Annotated in this window: 2 protein-coding genes; both read right to left on the reverse strand. The window is 73.9% G+C overall.

Annotation, left to right across the window (positions count from 1 at the left end; all coding sequences use genetic code 11):
* Positions 1–8: 8 nt before the first annotated feature.
* Positions 9–16,085: a non-ribosomal peptide synthetase gene (locus JIX56_RS19200; protein WP_257542286.1), complete on the reverse strand. Its 16,077-nt coding sequence runs from the start codon at positions 16,083–16,085 to the stop codon at positions 9–11.
* 2 nt (positions 16,086–16,087) lie between these two features.
* The gene (locus JIX56_RS19205) at positions 16,088–16,372 is read right to left on the reverse strand and encodes an acyl carrier protein (RefSeq protein ID WP_257542288.1); all 285 of its coding nucleotides are present in this window, start codon (positions 16,370–16,372) and stop codon (positions 16,088–16,090) included.
* Positions 16,373–16,498: the final 126 nt, after the last annotated feature.

Raw genomic sequence — 16,498 nt, forward strand, 5'->3', positions numbered from 1 at the left:
GTTCCTTTTCAGGTCGTCTGCGGGTCGTTGTCGGTGCGCAGGAGTGCGGCCACGGTCCGGCCGATGGATTCGGCCGACCGGCCGAGCAGGAGGTCGAGGTGGGCGACATCGACGTCGTGGACGTCGATCCGTCCGGTCACGTGGGGCCGCCAGTCGGCCGGGTCGAGCAGGGGCTCGCCGGGCGCGCTGGGACGCAGGGCGTGGAAGAGCACGACGTCGCCGTCGAAGGTGCGGGGCACGTGCCGGAGCGTGAGCCGCCGGATGTGGGCGCCGACCCGCACCAGGTCCGCCCGCAGCTCCCGCGTGAGCAGCACCGGCCCGTCCTCCGGGATCGGCACGTGGTCCCGCAGCTCCTGCTCGGTCGGTTCGGCCCCCTGATGGTCGATGTGGGGCAGGTGGGTGTCGAGCATGATCACCGCCTCGACGCTCTCCCCGGCCTCCCGCAGCTGTACGGCCACCTCGTGGGCGAGCAGCCCGCCCGCCGAGCAACCGAGCAGCCGGTACGGTCCCGACGGCCAGGCCTCGCGAATGAGTTCGACGTACCGCCCAGCCATCTCGCTGATGCTGCCGGGCAGTTCGTCGCCGCCGTCGAGTCCGGCGGCCTGGACGGCGTACACGGGCGTGTCGTCGTCGACGTGCGGGCCGAGTGCCGCGTAGCACCAGCCGATCCCGTCCACGTGATGCAGGCAGAACAGCGGGGTACCGGAGGCCGAGGTGTTCCGCAGCGGCAGCAGCGGGGCCAGCGCGTCCGTGTCGGCGCCCTCGGGGGGACCGGCGTCCAGCCGTTCGGCGAACGCGGCCGGCGTGGAGGCCTCGAACAGGGTCCGCACCGAGACGCGGGCGCCCAGTTCGGCTCGGACCCGGGCGATGAGCCGGGTACCGAGGAGGGAGTGGCCCCCGAGGGCGAAGAAGTCGTCGTCGGCGGAGACCTCGGGCCTGCCCAGCACCTCGGCGAACAGCCCGCACAGCAGTGCCTCCCGCGGGGTGCGCGGGGCCCGGCCGGTGCCGGCGGCGGTGTCCGGCGGGGCGGGCAGCGCCCTGCGGTCGAGCTTGCCGTTGGCGTTCAGGGGGATCGTGTCGACCTCGACGAAGGCGGACGGTACGAGGTACGCGGGGAGCGTCGCGGTGAGCTTGGCCCGCAGTTCGTCGGTGTCGAGCGGCGCGACTCGCTCCGCTGGGTGGGCAGTTCGTTCGCTGCGGGTGAGTGGGGGCTGGTCGCGCCCCGCGGCGAAGCCGCTGATCGATGCTGCCCCGCGCCCCTTACGGGGCGCGATGTAGGCGACCAATCGTTTGTCGCCCGGGCGGTCCTCGCGGGCGATCACGGCGGCTCGTGCGACCCCGTCGAGCGCGGTCAGCGCGGCCTCGATCTCGCCGGGCTCGATCCGGTAACCCCGGATCTTGACCTGGTCGTCGACGCGTCCGGCGTACTCCAGCACCCCGGCGCGGTTCCATCGGGCCCGGTCGCCCACCCGGTACATCCGGGTGCCGGGCGGGCCGTACGGGTCGGCGACGAACCGCTCGGCACTCTGGCCGGGCCGCCCGGCGTAGCCGCGGGCGAGTCCGGCGCCGGCGAGGTACAGCTCGCCCCACACGCCGTCGGGGACGGGCTGGAGGTGCTCGTCGAGCACGTACGCGCGTGCGCCCGCGATGGGGCGGCCGATGGGTACCGGTCCCGCGTCGAGGCGGTCGTACGGTTCGAGCCGGTGGACGACGCAGCCGACGGTCGCCTCGGTGGGGCCGTACTCGTTGACCACTACGGCCTCGGGGTGGCGGTCGCGCCACGCCTGGAGCGCCGTGCCGTCCAGGGCCTCGCCGCCGATCACCAGGTCCTCGGCGTCGGACACCCGGTCCGGCAGCGACTCCAGCAGCCGCAGATGGCTCGGGGTGACCTTGAGCAGGCCGGGGGTCGGCGTGTCCTCGCCCAGTTCCGCGAACCGCACCCGGCCGCCCGTGACCAGTGGCGTGAACAGCGTGGTCACCGGCATGTCGAAGGCGAGGGAGGTGTGCACCAGGGACTCGCCGGACGCGGCCGGGTACATCGCCACGGCCTCGCTCAGATAGGCGGCGAGCGACCCGTGTTCGACGACCACTCCCTTCGGGCGGCCGGTCGATCCGGAGGTGTAGATCAGGTAGGCGGCCTGGTGGGGGTGCACGGGCAGGCCCAGGTCGCTGTCGGGGAGATGGTCCAGGCCGGCCGGGAAGGTCTCCTCGTCGAGCACGATCCGCGCCCCCGCGTCGGCGACCAGTGCGGCGACACGGGCGGGAGGGTTGGCGGTGTCGATGGGCAGGTACGCCGCCCCGGTCTTCAGGACCGCGAGCAGCGCCACGACCACGTCCGGGCGGCGCGGCAGCACCACCGCGACGACGGTCTCCGGTCCCGCCCCGAGCCCGATCAGGTGCCGGGCGAGCCGGTCGGCGCGGCGGTTCAGCTCGTCGTACGTCAGCTCCGTGCCGTCCGGGAGCTCCGTACCGTCTGAGAACTCCGTACCTTCCGAGACGACGGCCACGGCGTGCGGGGTGCGCGCCACCTGCGCCTCGAACATCTCCGGCAGCGACGCCTGCGGCAGCGGCCGGGCGGTGCCACCCCGCCGGACGAGCACGTCCTCGCGTTCGGCGGGGGTGAGCACGGGCAGGGCGTGCACGGGACGGGCCGGGTCGGCGGTCACCTCCTCCAGCAGGCGCAGATAGCGGGCGGCGACATCCTCGGCGGTGGCGCGGTCGAACAGGTCCGAGGCGTACTCGACCGATCCGGACCAGCCGCCCTCGCGGCTCTCGGTGAGCGTCAGCGACAGGTCGAACTTGGCATGGTCGCCGTGCACGTCCCCGACGGTCACCTCGAGTCCGGGCAGCGTGGGCGCGGTCGCCTCCTGATTGACCGTCAGCATGACCTGGAACAGGGGGTGCCGGGAGCGCGAGCGCACCGGGTTGAGGACCTCGACCAGCTGCTCGAACGGCACGTCGGAGTGGTCGTACGCCGCTACGTCCGCCGCGCGCACCCGGTCGAGCAGTTCTACGAACGCGGGGTCGCCGGAGGTGTCGGCGCGCAGCACCAGGGTGTTGGCGAAGAGCCCGACGAGGTCTTCGAGCGCGGTGTCCGGGCGGCCCTCCACGGGGGTTCCGATCACGATGTCGTCGCCGGCGCCCAGCCGGGTCAGCAGGGTGACGAGCGTGGCGTGCAGCACCATGAAGGCGCTGGCGCCGCGGTCACGGCCGAGCGCGTCGACACGGCCGCGCAGTCCGGCCGGCACCGTGAAGGGCACCGTGCCACCGCGCTGGGACGCGACGGCGGGCCGGGGCCGGTCGGTGGGCAGCTCGATCTGGTCGGGGATCCCGGCCAGCTCTTTCGTCCAGAAGTCGAACCGGTCGGCGGGCAGTTCCCGCTCCCACAGCGCGTAGTCGGCGTACTGGAGGGGCAGCGGAGCCCAGTCGGGGGCGCGGCCGGCGAGGCGGGCGGCGTAGGCCGTGGAGAGGTCCTCGGCGAGGGGCCGCATGGACGCGCCGTCGCCCGCGATGTGGTGCAGGAGCAGCAGCAGGACGTGTTCCCGCTCCCCGTCGGTGAACAGCACGGCGCGGACGGGCAGTTGGTGGTCCAGGGAGAACGGCATCCGGGCGGCCTCCGCCACCCCCGCGTCGAAGTCGGCCGGGTCGAACGACCGGATCGCGAAGCGCGGCTTCGTGTCGACGACGACCTGGTACGGCCCCTGGGGTCCGTCGGCGATCACCGTGCGCAGCACCTCGTGTCGCCGCACCAGGTCACCGAAGGCGTCCCGCAGGGCGCCCCGGTCGAGGGCGCCGGTCATCCGCAGGACGACGGGGATGGTGTACGTCTGCGACGGGCCGTCGAGCCGGTCGAGGAACCACATCCGCCGTTGCGCCGCCGACAGGGGCACCCGCTCGGGCCGTTCGCGCCGGACGAGCGGGGGCCGGGAGCCCTGCGTCGGCCGGCCCGACAGCAGTTCCGCGAGTCCGGCGACGGTCGGGTGCTCGAAGACCTCCCGGATGGACAGCTCCGCTCCGAGGTCGGCGCGGATCCGGTTGACCAGCCGGGCGACGAGCAGGGAGTGGCCGCCGAGCCGGAAGAAGTCGTCGTCGGCGCCCACACCGGGCACTCCGAGGACGGCGGCGAAGAGGTCCGCCACCCGCCGCTCCGTGCCCTCGGCGGGCGGCCTGCCCGTGCCCTCGGCGGTGAGGTCGGGGGCGGGCAGCGCCTTGCGGGCGATCTTGCCGTTGGCGGTCAGGGGCAGGGTCTCCAGGACGACGAAGGCGGCCGGGACCATGTAGTCGGGCAGGGCCCGCGCCGCGGCGGCGCGCAGGGCGGCCAGGTCCGCCGGACGACCCTGCTCCGGCACGACATAGGCGACGAGGCGCTTGTCGCCGGGGGTGTCCTCGCGGACGACCACGGCGGCCGCGTCGATGCCCGGCCGGGCGGTGAGGACGGCCTCCACCTCGCCGAGTTCGATGCGGAAGCCGCGGATCTTCACCTGGTCGTCCACGCGGCTGACGAACTCCAGCCGCCCGGAGGCCGTCCAGCGGGCCAGGTCGCCCGTGCGGTACATACGGGACCCGGGCGGGCCGAACGGGCTGGCGACGAAGCGCCCGGCGGTCAGGCCGGGGCGGCCGTGGTAGCCGCGGGTGACGAGGTCGCCCGCGACGTACAGTTCGCCGGCGGTGCCGAGGGGTGCCGGGCGCAGGAGCGCGTCCAGCACGTACATCCGCGTGTTCCAGGCGGGGGTGCCGATGGTGACGACGCCGGGCGGGACGGGGTCGCCGGGTTCGATGCGGAACAGGCTGCAGCCGATGGTGGTCTCGGTCGGGCCGTACTCGTTGAGGACGGTCACCCCGGGGTGCCGGGCGCGCCAGGCGTCCAGCACGTCGCCGAGGAGGGACTCGCCGCCGAGGACGAGCTGTCCGCCCGGCGAGTACTCCTCGGGCACCGCGCCGAGCAGGTGCAGATGGCTGGGGGTGGCCTTGACGAAGTCGGGCCGGGTGACGTGGGCGTCCGGGTCGGGGCCGCTCGCGGTCCAGCGGACCAGTTCCACGGTGCCGCCGGAGATCAGCGGGCCGAACATGCCGGTGGCGGTGAGGTCGAAGGAGACCGGCGAGTGCACCAGGACGCGTCGGCGCAGGCTCTCGTACTCGTGGGTCGCCCAGGCCAGATAGGCGACCAGCGAGCGGTGTTCGACGACGACCGCCTTGGGCCGCCCGGTCGAGCCCGAGGTGAAGATGACGAACGCGGCGTGTTCGGGCCGCCGGACGACAGCGGTGAGTGGGCCGGACGGCTGCTCCGCGATCGCGGGGTCGTCCGTCAGCACGACCGGGGCCTGCGTCGACGAGCGGACGGTCTCGGCGAGTTCGGCCGTGGTGACCACGGCGACCGGCGCGATGTCCCCCAGCATGAAGGCGAGCCGGTCGGCCGGGTGGGCCGGGTCGAGCGGCAGATAGCCGGCGCCGGTCTTCAGGGCGGCCAGCAGCGTCACCGGGATGTGCTCGGACACCGGCATCAGCACGGCGACATAACGCTCAGGACCGGCCCCCAGGCCGATCAGATGCCGGGCCAACCGGTTGGCGCGGGCGTCGAGTTCGGCGTACGACAGCTCCGTGGTGCCGAAGACGACCGCGGGCTCGTCCGGTGTGCGGGCGCTCTGGGCCTCGATCAGGTCGGTGAGGGTCTGGGACGGCACCTCGTGGCCGGTGGTGTTCCACTCGGTGAGCAGCAGCCGCCGCTCGTCGGCGTCCACGACGTCGAACTCCCCCACCGGACGGCCGGGTTCGGCGGTGACGGCGGTGAGCAGTCGGGTGAAGCGCTCGGCGATGCGGGCGGCCGAGTCGCGGTCGAACAGGTCGGTGGCGAACTCCAGGAGCCCGTGCACCCCGCCCTCGGGCCGTTCCGTGAGGAAGAACGACAGGTCGAACTTGGCGGCGGGCGACGCGACCGGCCGTACGCGCGCGGTGAGGCCCGGCAGGTCCACGGCGAGGTCGAGAGCCGCCTGCTGGTCGGCGTTGTTGAAGTTCAGGCCGGTCTGGAACAGCGGGTGCCGGGCGGTGGAGCGCGCCGGGTTGACCACCTCCACGACCCGCTCGAACGGCACGTCCTGGTTCGCGTAGGCGGCCAGGTCGGTGGCCCGCACCCGGCGCAGCACCTCGGTGAAGCCGGGGTCGCCGGTCAGGTCGGTGCGCAGCACGAGGTTGTTGGCGAAGTAGCCGACCAGGGGCGTCAGGGCGTCGTCGGTGCGGTTGGCGACCGGTGAGCCGATCACGATGTCGTCGCCCGCGCCGAGCCGGTGCAACAGGGTGGCCAGAGCGGCGTGCACGACCATGAAGACGGTCGTGTGGTGTTCGCGGGCGAGCCGGACCAGGGCCTCGTGGACCTCGGGCTCGACCGTGAAGGGCACCGTGTCGCCGCGGTGGGTGGGCACGGCGGGCCGGGGCCGGTCGAAGGGCAGCTCCATCTGCTCGGGCAGCCCGGTGAGCGTCGTCCGCCAGTGGTCGAGCTGGCGGGAGAGGGAGCTGTCCGGGTCGTCGGCCTCGCCCAGCGCGCGCCGCTGCCACACCGCGAAGTCGGCGTACTGGACCGGGAGTCGAGCCCAGTCGGGCTCCGCTCCCCGGGCCCGGGCCGCGTACGCGGTGGCGAGGTCGCGGGCGAGCGGGGCCATGGAGGCGCCGTCGCCGGCGATGTGGTGCAGGACGAGGAGCAGCACGTGCTCGCCCGCTCCGAGGTCGAACAGCGTGGCGCGCAGCGGGGGTTGGGCGGAAAGATCGAACGGGGTGCGGACGGCGTCGGCGAGCCGCTCGTCGAGCACGTCCTCGTCGGCGCGGACGACGGTCAGCGGCGGCACGGCCGGCAGGACCACCTGGTGGGGGCCGTGCCCGTCCTCGGCGAAGACCGTACGCAGTGCCTCGTGCCGCCGCGCCAGGTCGTCCAGGGCCGCGGTGAGGGCAGCCACGTCGAGGTCACCGGTCAGCCGCAGCGCGACGGGCAGGTTGTACGTCGGGGAGGGGCCCTCGAAGCGGTGCAGGAACCACAGCCGTTCCTGGGCGTACGACAGCGGCAGGCGCCCGTCGCGCGGCTGTGCGGTGACGCCGCCGCGGCGCGGTCCGCTCCCGGCGAGCCGGGACGCGAGCTTCGCCACGGTCGTCGCCTCGAACAGCACCGACAGTTCGAGGTCGACGTCCAGCGCGGCCCGGATGCGGCCGGCCAGCCGGGTCACCAGCAGGGAGTGGCCACCGAGCGCGAAGAAGTCGTCGTCGATCGAGACCTCGCCCACATCGAGCACCTCGGCGAACAGCCCGCACAGGATCTCCTCCTGCGGGGTGCGCGGCCCGCGCCCGGAGGCGTGGGTCTGCTCCGGCACGGGCAAGGCCTTGCGGTCGAGCTTGCCGTTCGGGGTGAGCGGCAGGGTGTCCAGCTCGACGATCTGGGCCGGGACCATGTACTCCGGCAGCCGTGCCGTGAGCCGGTCGCGCAGCTCCTCGGCGTCGACCGGGACGCCTTGGGCTACGGGCACGACGTATCCGACGAGCCACTGCCCGTGCACGGCCGCGGCGGCCCGGGCGACGGCCGGGTGGTCGGCGAGCGCGTCCTCTATCTCGCCGAGTTCGACGCGGAAGCCGCGCAGCTTGACCTGGTTGTCGGCGCGCCCGAGGTACTCCAGCTCGCCGTCCGCTGTCCAGCGCGCCACGTCCCCGGTGCGGTACATCCGCGCCCCGGGCGGCCCGTACGGGCTCGCGACGAACCGCTCGGCGGTCAGGGCGGGCCGGTCCAGGTAGCCGCGGGCCAGTTGGACGCCCTCGACGTACAGCTCCCCGGGTGCCCCGGGGGCGACCGGCGCCAGCGTCGCGTCGAGCACATAGGCGCGGGTGTTGGCGACGGGCCCGCCGATCAGCACGGTCTCGGTGTCGGGCGGCGCGGCCCAGGCGGTGACGTCGACGGCGGCCTCGGTGGGGCCGTAGGCGTTGAGGAGCACGGCGGCCTCGTCCTCCGCGTACTCGTGGAATCGGCGGACCAGCTCGGCGGGCAGGGCCTCGTCGCCGGAGACGACCAGGCGGACGGAGTCCGGCAGCCGGGTCTCGGCCAGATAGGCGCCGAGCATGGACGCGCTGAGGTGCACGACCGCGACGGACTCCTCGCGCATCAGCCGCTCCAGGTGGAGCGGGTCGCGGTGAGCGTCGGGGCGGGCCACGACGAGGGTGCCGCCGTACATGAGGGTCCAGAAGACCTCCCACACCGACACGTCGAAACTCACCGGAGTGGACTGCAGCACCCGTTCTCCGGGGGAGAGCCGGTGGTCGCGCTGCATCCACCACAGCCGGTTCGCCATGCCCGCGTACGTGGTGACCGTGCCTTTGGGGCGGCCGGTGGAGCCCGAGGTGTAGATGACGTACGCGGCGTTGTCGCCGTGGGCCGTCACCCCCGGGTTCTCCGTGGGGCCCTCGGCGTCGGGTGCGATCCGCTCGAAGCCGTCCACGTCCCGGTCGGAGATCAGCAGCCGGGCGCCGGAGTCGGCGAGGATGTACGCGATCCGGTCGGCCGGATAGCCGGTGTCGATCGGCACATACGCGGCACCCGCCTTGAGCACCGCCCACAGGGCCACCATCAGGTCGACCGAGCGCGGCAGCATCACGGCGACCCGTGACTCGGGTCCGACGCCCCGCTCGCGCAGGGCGTGGGCGAGCCGGTTCACCCGGGCGTCGAACTCGCCGTACGTGACACGCTCGCCCTCGAACCGGACCGCCTCGGCGTCGGGGTTCCGGGCCGCGCGCGCCTCCAGCAGCTCGACCGCGGAGCCCTCGCCGTCGAACGCCACCGCGGTGTCGTTCCAGCCCGTGAGCACGAGGGCGCGTTCGTCGGCGCCGAGCACGTCGACCTCGGACAGCCGCTGCCCGGCATCGGCGGTGACGCCCTCCAGGACGCGGACGAACCGGGCCGCGAAGCTCTCCGCCGTGCGGCGGTCGTACAGGTCGGTGGCGTACTCCAGGCGACACAGCAGCCCGCCGCCCTCGTGGACGTGGCAGTCGAAGTGCACGTCGAACTTGGCGGTGCCGCTGGTCACCGGGCCGGGGTCGGCGGTGACGCCGGGCAGCTCGAAGCGGGCCTCGGTGAGGTCCAGCCAGGCCAGCATCACCTGGAAGAAGGCGTGCCGGGAGCGGGAGCGCTCCGGGTTCAGCTCCTCCACAAGGCGTTCGAACGGGACACCTTGGTGGGCGTAGGCGGCGAGACCGGTCTCCCGGACGCGGGCCAGCAGGTCCTCGAAGCTCGGGTCGCCGGAGGTGTCCATGCGGTAGACGAGGGTGTTGATGAACACGCCGACCACGTCGTCGAGCACCGAGTCGGGCCGGTCGGCGATCACACCGCCGAGGGGGATGTCCTCGCCCGCGCCGAGCCGGGTCAGCAGCAGCGACACGGCGGCCTGGAGGATCATGAACGGGGTGGTGCGGGTACGGCCGGCGAGGTCCAGCATCCGCTGGTACAGCTCCGGGTCGATGGGGAACTCCACGTGGTCACCGCGGTGGGTGGCGACCGCCGGGCGCGGTCGGTCGCCCGGGAAGGTGACCTCGGGCGGGAGCCCGTCGAGGTGCCGCTTCCAGTAGTCGATCTGGCGGGGCAGGTCCGCGGCGAGCGTCTCGCGCTGCCAGATGGCGAAGTCCGGGTACTGGACGGTCAGTTCGGGGAAACCGGGCGCCTCGCCGCCGGTCCGGGCGCGATAGGCGGAGGTGATGTCCTCGGCGATCGGGCGCAGCGAGGCGCCGTCCGCCGCGATGTGGTGCATGACCAGCAGCAGGATGTGCCGCTGGGGCCCGGTCTCGTACAGCGTCGCCCGCAGGGGCAGGTCGCGGGTCAGATCGAAGGCGCGCGCCGAGTCGGCGACGAGGTCGGGCTCCGCGTCCCGTACGAACTCCATGGTGAAGCGGGTGTCCGCGGGCAGGACGATCTGGTGGGGCCCCTCGGTGTCCTCCGGATACAGGGTGCGCAGCGCCTCGTGGCGGGCGACCAGGTCGGCGAACGCGGCACCGAGCGCGTCCGCGTCGAGGGCACCGTCGAGCCGGATCTGGATCGGGATGTTGTACGTCCCCGAGGCGCCCTGGAGCCGGTGCAGGAACCACATGCGTTCCTGGGCGAACGACAGCGGGACGCGGCCGGGACGCTCCTCCGCCGTGATGCGCTTGGCCTGCGGGGCGACCAGGGTCAGCCGTTCGGCGACGCCGGCGACGGTCGGGCCGGCGAAGACGTCCCGCAGGGACAGGTCGACGCCGAACTCGTCGCGCACCCGGTGGACCAGCCGGATCATCAGGATCGAGGTGCCGCCGAGTGCGAAGAACTCGTCGTGGACGCCGACCTGTTCGACACCGAGGACGTCGGCGACGATGGCGCACAGCGTCCGCTCCTCGGGCGAGCGGGGTTCGGAGGGGGGTTCACCGCCCTTGACGGTGGGGGCGGTCCTCGCGGGAGCGTCGGCCGCCTGGACGCCGGTGACCAGCAGCCGGTCCTCTTCGCTCACCGCGGTCAGCTCGCCGGCCGGGACGTCGAGTCCGGCCGCCGCGCGGCCCATCAGGTCGGCCAGCAGACCGGCGATCCGCGTGATCGCCGACGCGTCGAACGCACCGGTGAGGTGGGACAGTCGCAGCCGCAGCCGCTCTTCGGGGAAGACGGAGAGGCTGATCGGGTAGTGCGTGCGCTCGACGAGTCGGGCGTGGGCGAGGCGCAGTCCGCCGGCCTCGATGCCGTCGTCCATCGGGTAGTTCTCGAAGGCGACGACGGTGTCGAACAGGGCGTCGAAGCCGGACGAGCGGGTCATCTCCGCCAGTGACGCCTGCTGATGGGCGTCGAGCGAGCGCTGCTCGTGCTGGAGCCGGGCCAGCAGCGCCGCCAGCGGCTCGTCCCGGTCGATCCGCACCCGGACCGGCAGGGTGTTGACGAACATGCCGACCATCGACTCCGCGCCGGGCAGCTCGGGCGGACGCCCGGCCGCGGTCGCGCCGAACACGACGTCGTCCCGTCCCGTGAAGGCACCGAGCAGCAGGCCCCACAGGCCCTGCACCACGGTGTTCAGGGTGAGCCGGTGCGCACGGGCCGTCGCCGCGAGGGTGTCGGTCAGCGCCTCGGACAGGACGAGCTCGTGGACGTCGTGCCCGTCCGAGGTGCGGTCGGCGGGGGCGAGCAGGGTGGGTGCGGCCAGACCGGCGAGGTGGTCGCGCCACGCCTCGGCCGCGGCCTCGTGGTCCTGACCGTCGAGCCAGGCCAGGTAGTCGCGGTACGGGGCGGCCGGGGGCAGTTCGGTGCCGCCGTACAGCGTGCACAGATCGCGTACCAGCAGCGGCAGGGACCAGCCGTCCAGCAGCAGGTGGTGGTGGGTCAGCACCAGGCGGTCGCCGAGCGCGGTGAACCGCAGCAGGGGCGGCCGGACGACGCTGAAGCCGCGGGCGCGGTCACGGGCGAGGAACGCCTCCAGGTCGTCCTCGTCGCGCTCCTCCCAGGGCACCTTGACGTCGGCGGGGACGACCTGGACGGGGGCGCCCGCCGAGCGGCTGCGGAAGGCGGCGCGCAGGTTCGGGTGGCGGTGCAGGAGGGCGGTGGCGGCGGCCCGCATCCGGTCAGGGTCGAAGCCGCCGTCGAATTCCAGGACGAGCTGGCCGACGTACGGGTCGTCGGGCTCGTACAGCGCGAGGAAGAGCAGGCCCTCCTGGAGCGGGGAGAGCGGCAGGACGTCCGTGGCGCCGCGGAACCTGTCCAGTTCCTCCTGGGTGATCCGGACGAGGGGTACGTCGGAGACGGTGAGTCCGCCTCGCGTGTGCGCGGCCAGTTCGGCCAGGGCTCCCGTCCACGCCTCGGCGAGGGCGCGTACGTCGGTCTCCGTGAGGACGCCCGGGGGGTAGGTCCACTCGGCGGTCAGCTCGCCGTCCCGGACGTGGGCGTCGATCTGGAGGGCGTGGGTGAGCGCCAGGCCGTCGTCGGCGAGGAGTTCCACGGCCGTCGCGCCGTCGGCGAGGTGCCAGCCGCCGAGGTCGTGGGCGTCCAGGCGGCCCAGGTAGTTGAAGGAGATCTGCGGTGCCGGCAGTCCGGTGAGCCGGTCGCGCAGCAGGTCGTGGCCGCGACCGCCGTGCGGGATCGCGCGCAGCTCCTCCTTGGTGCGCTTGATCAGGTGGGCGCCGGTCTCGGTGCCGGGGCCCAGGCGCACCGGGTGGATGCGGGTGAACCAGCCGACGGTGGTGGACAGGTCCATCCCGTCGGGCAGGTGGTCGCGGCCGTGGCCCTCCAGGTCGACCAGGACCGGTCCTTCGCCCCGGTGGCGCTGTACGGCCGCCGAGAGCGCGGCGAGCAGGATGTCGTCCGGGGTCGCCCGGTAGGCGGTGGGGAGGGTCGTCAGCAGGGTGGCGGTGAGGTCGGCCGGGACGGTGACGGTGACCGAGCGGGCCGTGCCGTGGCAGTCTCGGGCCGGGTCGAGGGACCGGGTGCCGAGCACGGGTTCCGGGGTGGACAACAGGTCCGTCCACAGCGGGAGTTCGTCGACGGGGGCACGTAGGTGTCCGGCCCACCGGCGCAACGAGGCCCCGGGCGGGGACAGCTCGGCGCCCGCGAGCGCCTCGGCGAGGTCGCTCAGCAGAATGCGCCAGGACACACCGTCGACGACCAGGTGGTGGAGAACGAGCAGCAGTCGGCCGGACTCGAACCACACCGCCCGCACCATCACACCGTCGTCCGGCGACAGCGCGCGGCGCGCGGCCTCCTTCTGTCCGGCCACGTCCTCGTCCCGGGCGCGCGTCAGGCAGTCCTCGGCCCGTACGGCGCCCACGGGCCGGATGTGCCGGCCGCGCATACGCAGCGCGGCGTGGTGGTCGAGCACCTTCTGCAGGGCGGCGGACAGCCGGTCGTACGACAGTTCCGGCGCGGCGGCGAGGAGGAGGGACTGGGCGAACCCGTCGACGGGACCGCCGCGTTCGGCGAGGCGCCGGGCCATGGGCGTCTCGGGGAGTGCGCCGACCGGGTCGTCCTCGACGGACGGGGACGTCGGTGCCGTCGTGGCCACGAGGGCGAGCCGCGCGACCGTCGGGTGGTCGAAGACGTCCTGGGGAGTGAGGTGCCGGCCCTGGCGGCGGGCGCGGCTGACGAGCTGGATGGCGTGGATGCTGTCCGCGCCGAGGGCGAACAGGTCGTCGTCCACACCCAGTTCGGGGCGGCCGAGGAGTTCGGCGGCGAGGGTGTGCAGGAGGTGCTCGGTGGCGGTTCCGGGTGCGCGTCCGCTCTCCGGCCGGGCCGGGACGGGCAGGGCACGGCGGTCGGTCTTGCCGTTGGGGGTCACCGGGATCGACGGCAGGAGGAGCACGCTCACCGGCACCATGTGGGCGGGCAGCAGGGCCGCGAGGTGAGCCCGGGGGTCGGCCTGCGGCGTGCCGGTCACATAGCCGACGAGTTGCCGGGCTCCCGCGGCGGAGTCGTGGACGAGGACCACGGCCTGTTCGACGCCGGGCACCGACGCCAGCACGGCCTCGACCTCCGCGGGTTCGACCCGCTGTCCGTTGATCTTGATCTGGTCGTCGGCGCGTCCGACGAACTCCAGGTCGCCGCTCGCCCGGCGGCGCACCAGGTCGCCGGTGCGGTACATGCGGGTGCCGGCCGGGCCGTGGGGGTCGGCGACGAAGCGCTCGGCGGTCGGGCCGGGGCGGTCGAAGTATCCGCGGGCGAGCTGGACGCCCGCCAGGTACAGCTCTCCGGTGACGCCGTCCGGCACCGGTCCCAGGGCCGGATCCAGCACGTAGGCACGCGAGTCGTGGGTGGGCGTGCCGATCGTGACGGGCTCGCCGGGCACGCAGGCGTGGGAGGTCGCGGTCACCGAGAACTCGGTGGGCCCGTAGGAGTTGTGCAGCCGGCCGCCGCACTCGCGGTGGAAGCGGTCGGCGAGCCCGGCGGGCAGTGCCTCGCCGCCGCAGCTGACCATGCGCAGGGCGTCCGTGGGCAGGTACGCGTACTCGTCGAGGAAGGGGCCGAGCATCGCGGGCACGAAGTGGATGACGGTCACGCGTTCGTCGCGGACCAGTCGGGCCAGGTAGGCCGGGTCGCGGTGGCCGTCGGGGCGGGCGACGACGAGGGTCGCGCCACGGGTGAGGGTCCAGAACACCTCCCACACCGACACGTCGAACCCGACCGGCGTCTTGTGCACGACCCGGTCCGCCGGGGTGAGCCGGTACTCGTGCTGCATCCAGGCGAGCATGTGGGTGATGCCGGCGTGGGTGACGACGGTGCCCTTGGGGCGGCCGGTGGTGCCCGAGGTGTGGATGACGTACGCGGCGTTGTCCCCTCGCGGGGCGACGCCGGGGTTCGTGTCGGGCTCGCCGTCGCCGAGGGAGCGCACGTTGTCCTCGTCGATCACGAACGCCACCCGGGAGTCGGCGAGGACGTAGGCGATCCGGTCGGCCGGGTAACCGGTCTCGACGGGCACGTACGCCGCACCGGTCTTCAGCACCGCCCACAGCGCGACGATCAGGTCGGGCGAGCGGGGCAACGCCACCGCCACCCGCGACTCCGGTCCCACGCCCCGCCCGCGCAGGGCGTGCGCGAGACGGTTGACACGGGCGTTGAGTTCGCCGTACGTCAGCCGCTCGCCCTCGAAAGCGACGGCCTCGGCGGCCGGGTCCTGGGCCTCGAACAGGTCCACCAGAGAGCGCGGGTCCGTCGGGTGGCCGGTGTCGTTGCGGGCGTGGAAGCGCTCCCGTTCCGCGTCGTCGAGCAGGTCGACGGCGCCGATGGGCAGGTCCGGCCGCTCGGTGACCGCGGTGAGCAGGCGCAGATAGCGGTCGCGGTGGGCGGCGGCGGTCTCGGGGGTGAAGCGGCCGGGGTGGGCGTTGACGGTCAGCTCGATGCCGTCGCCCGCCTCGGGGTCGCCGTACGCGTGCAGGGCGAGGTCGCGTACCGGGCCGGAGGCGAGCTGGTGCGCCTCGGCCTCGGTGGGGCCGAACGGCAGGCGGGCGGCGGCGAAGGAGAGGACGTTCACGGACGGACCGCTCAGGGTGCCCGGGTGGGCCGCGGCCGAGAGATCGCGGCGCAGGTCGTCGTGCGGGTACCGCTGGTGGCGGGTCGCCTCGGCCAGGCGGGCGGCGACCCGGTCCAGCAGTTCCGCGAAGGTGGTGGAGCCGTCGACGGGTATCCGCAGCGGGACGTCGTTGACGAGCATGGCGGGTGTCGCCAGGGCGTGCGGACTGAGCCGGGCGGCCATGAAGACGCGGACGAGGACGTCGTGGGCGCCGGTGACGCGGTGGGTGTGGGCCGCCATGGCGGCGATCACCGGCAGGGACCAGCGGGACCCGGCGAGCCCGCGCACCCTGAGCGCGTCGGCCTCCGGCAGGCGGCCGGTCGCACCGGGCAGGCTGGGCGCGAGTCCGGTGGCGCCGGAGCCTGGGGCGAGAGTGCGTGCCAGGCGTCGGGCGGCAGGCGGGACTGTCACCGCACGCCCCAGTTCGGTGGACTCCGGCAGGTCGGCGAACGCGCGCCGCCAGTAGGCGCCGTCGCGCTCCCGGCGGGTGGAGCCGAGGTAGGCGTTCTCCTCGGCCAGGACCTCGCGCAGGGTGCCGAAGCCGCTCGCGGGCGGCTGCTCGCCCGCGGCGAGTGCCGTGTAGACCTCCAGCAGGCGGCGGCAGTGCAGGACCTGTCCGTAGCCGTCGAGGAGGATGTGGTGGTAGCGGAAGTGGAACCAGTGCCGGTCGGGGCCGAGCCGCAGCAGAGTGTGCCGGAACAACCGGTCGCCCGTGACCGGGACGGGTCGGGCCTGGTCGGCGTCGATCCAGGCGCGGGCGGCCCCGGCCGGATCGGCCTCGCCGCTGAGGTCGAGGTACTCCAGCCCGCCCGTGACGGACGGGTCGACCGTCTGCCGGACCGTCTCCCCGTCGTCGTGGAAGCGGACCCGCAGCGCCTCGGTCTCGGCCACCGCCCGCTCCACGGCACGGGCGAGCAGGGCGCGGTCCACCCGTCCGGGGACGTCGTAGTAGATGCCGCACGTGTACTGGGGGCTGTCGGGGGCGAGGCGCTGGGCGACCCACACTCCGTGCTGGGCCGCCGTGAGCGGCAGGCCCGGGTTCGTCGATACGGCGTCGCTCATGGTCAGGCCTGCTTCTCGCTCGTCCGTGCCGCCTCCGGCTGCCCGCCGACCAGTTCGGACAGGACCGTGCCCAGCGCGTCGACCGTGGGGTGGTCCCAGGTCAACGCGTCGTCGACGGTCACCTCGAACTCGTCCTCGATGTCGGCGGTGATGGCCAGCGCCGTCAGCGAGTCCAGGCCGTAGTCGGCCAGCGGTACGGACGTGTCGATGTCCTCGGGCGAACGGCGCAGGTAGGTCGCCACGCGCTCCGTCAGCCAGGTGTGCACGTCTCGGTTGCCAGCGGTCATGAGGGGGGTCTCTTTCTTGAGCGGAGGGCGAAAAGGAAGCCTGAGCGCGGGGCGGCGGGGTCGGGGCGCGCCGGACGTACGTCGGACGGGCTGCCCCGGTCACGGGTGAGCGGTTGTCCGACGGCA

It is taken from the genome of Streptomyces sp. CA-210063 (assembly GCF_024612015.1).
In the GTDB taxonomy this organism is placed as follows: Bacteria; Actinomycetota; Actinomycetes; order Streptomycetales; family Streptomycetaceae; genus Streptomyces.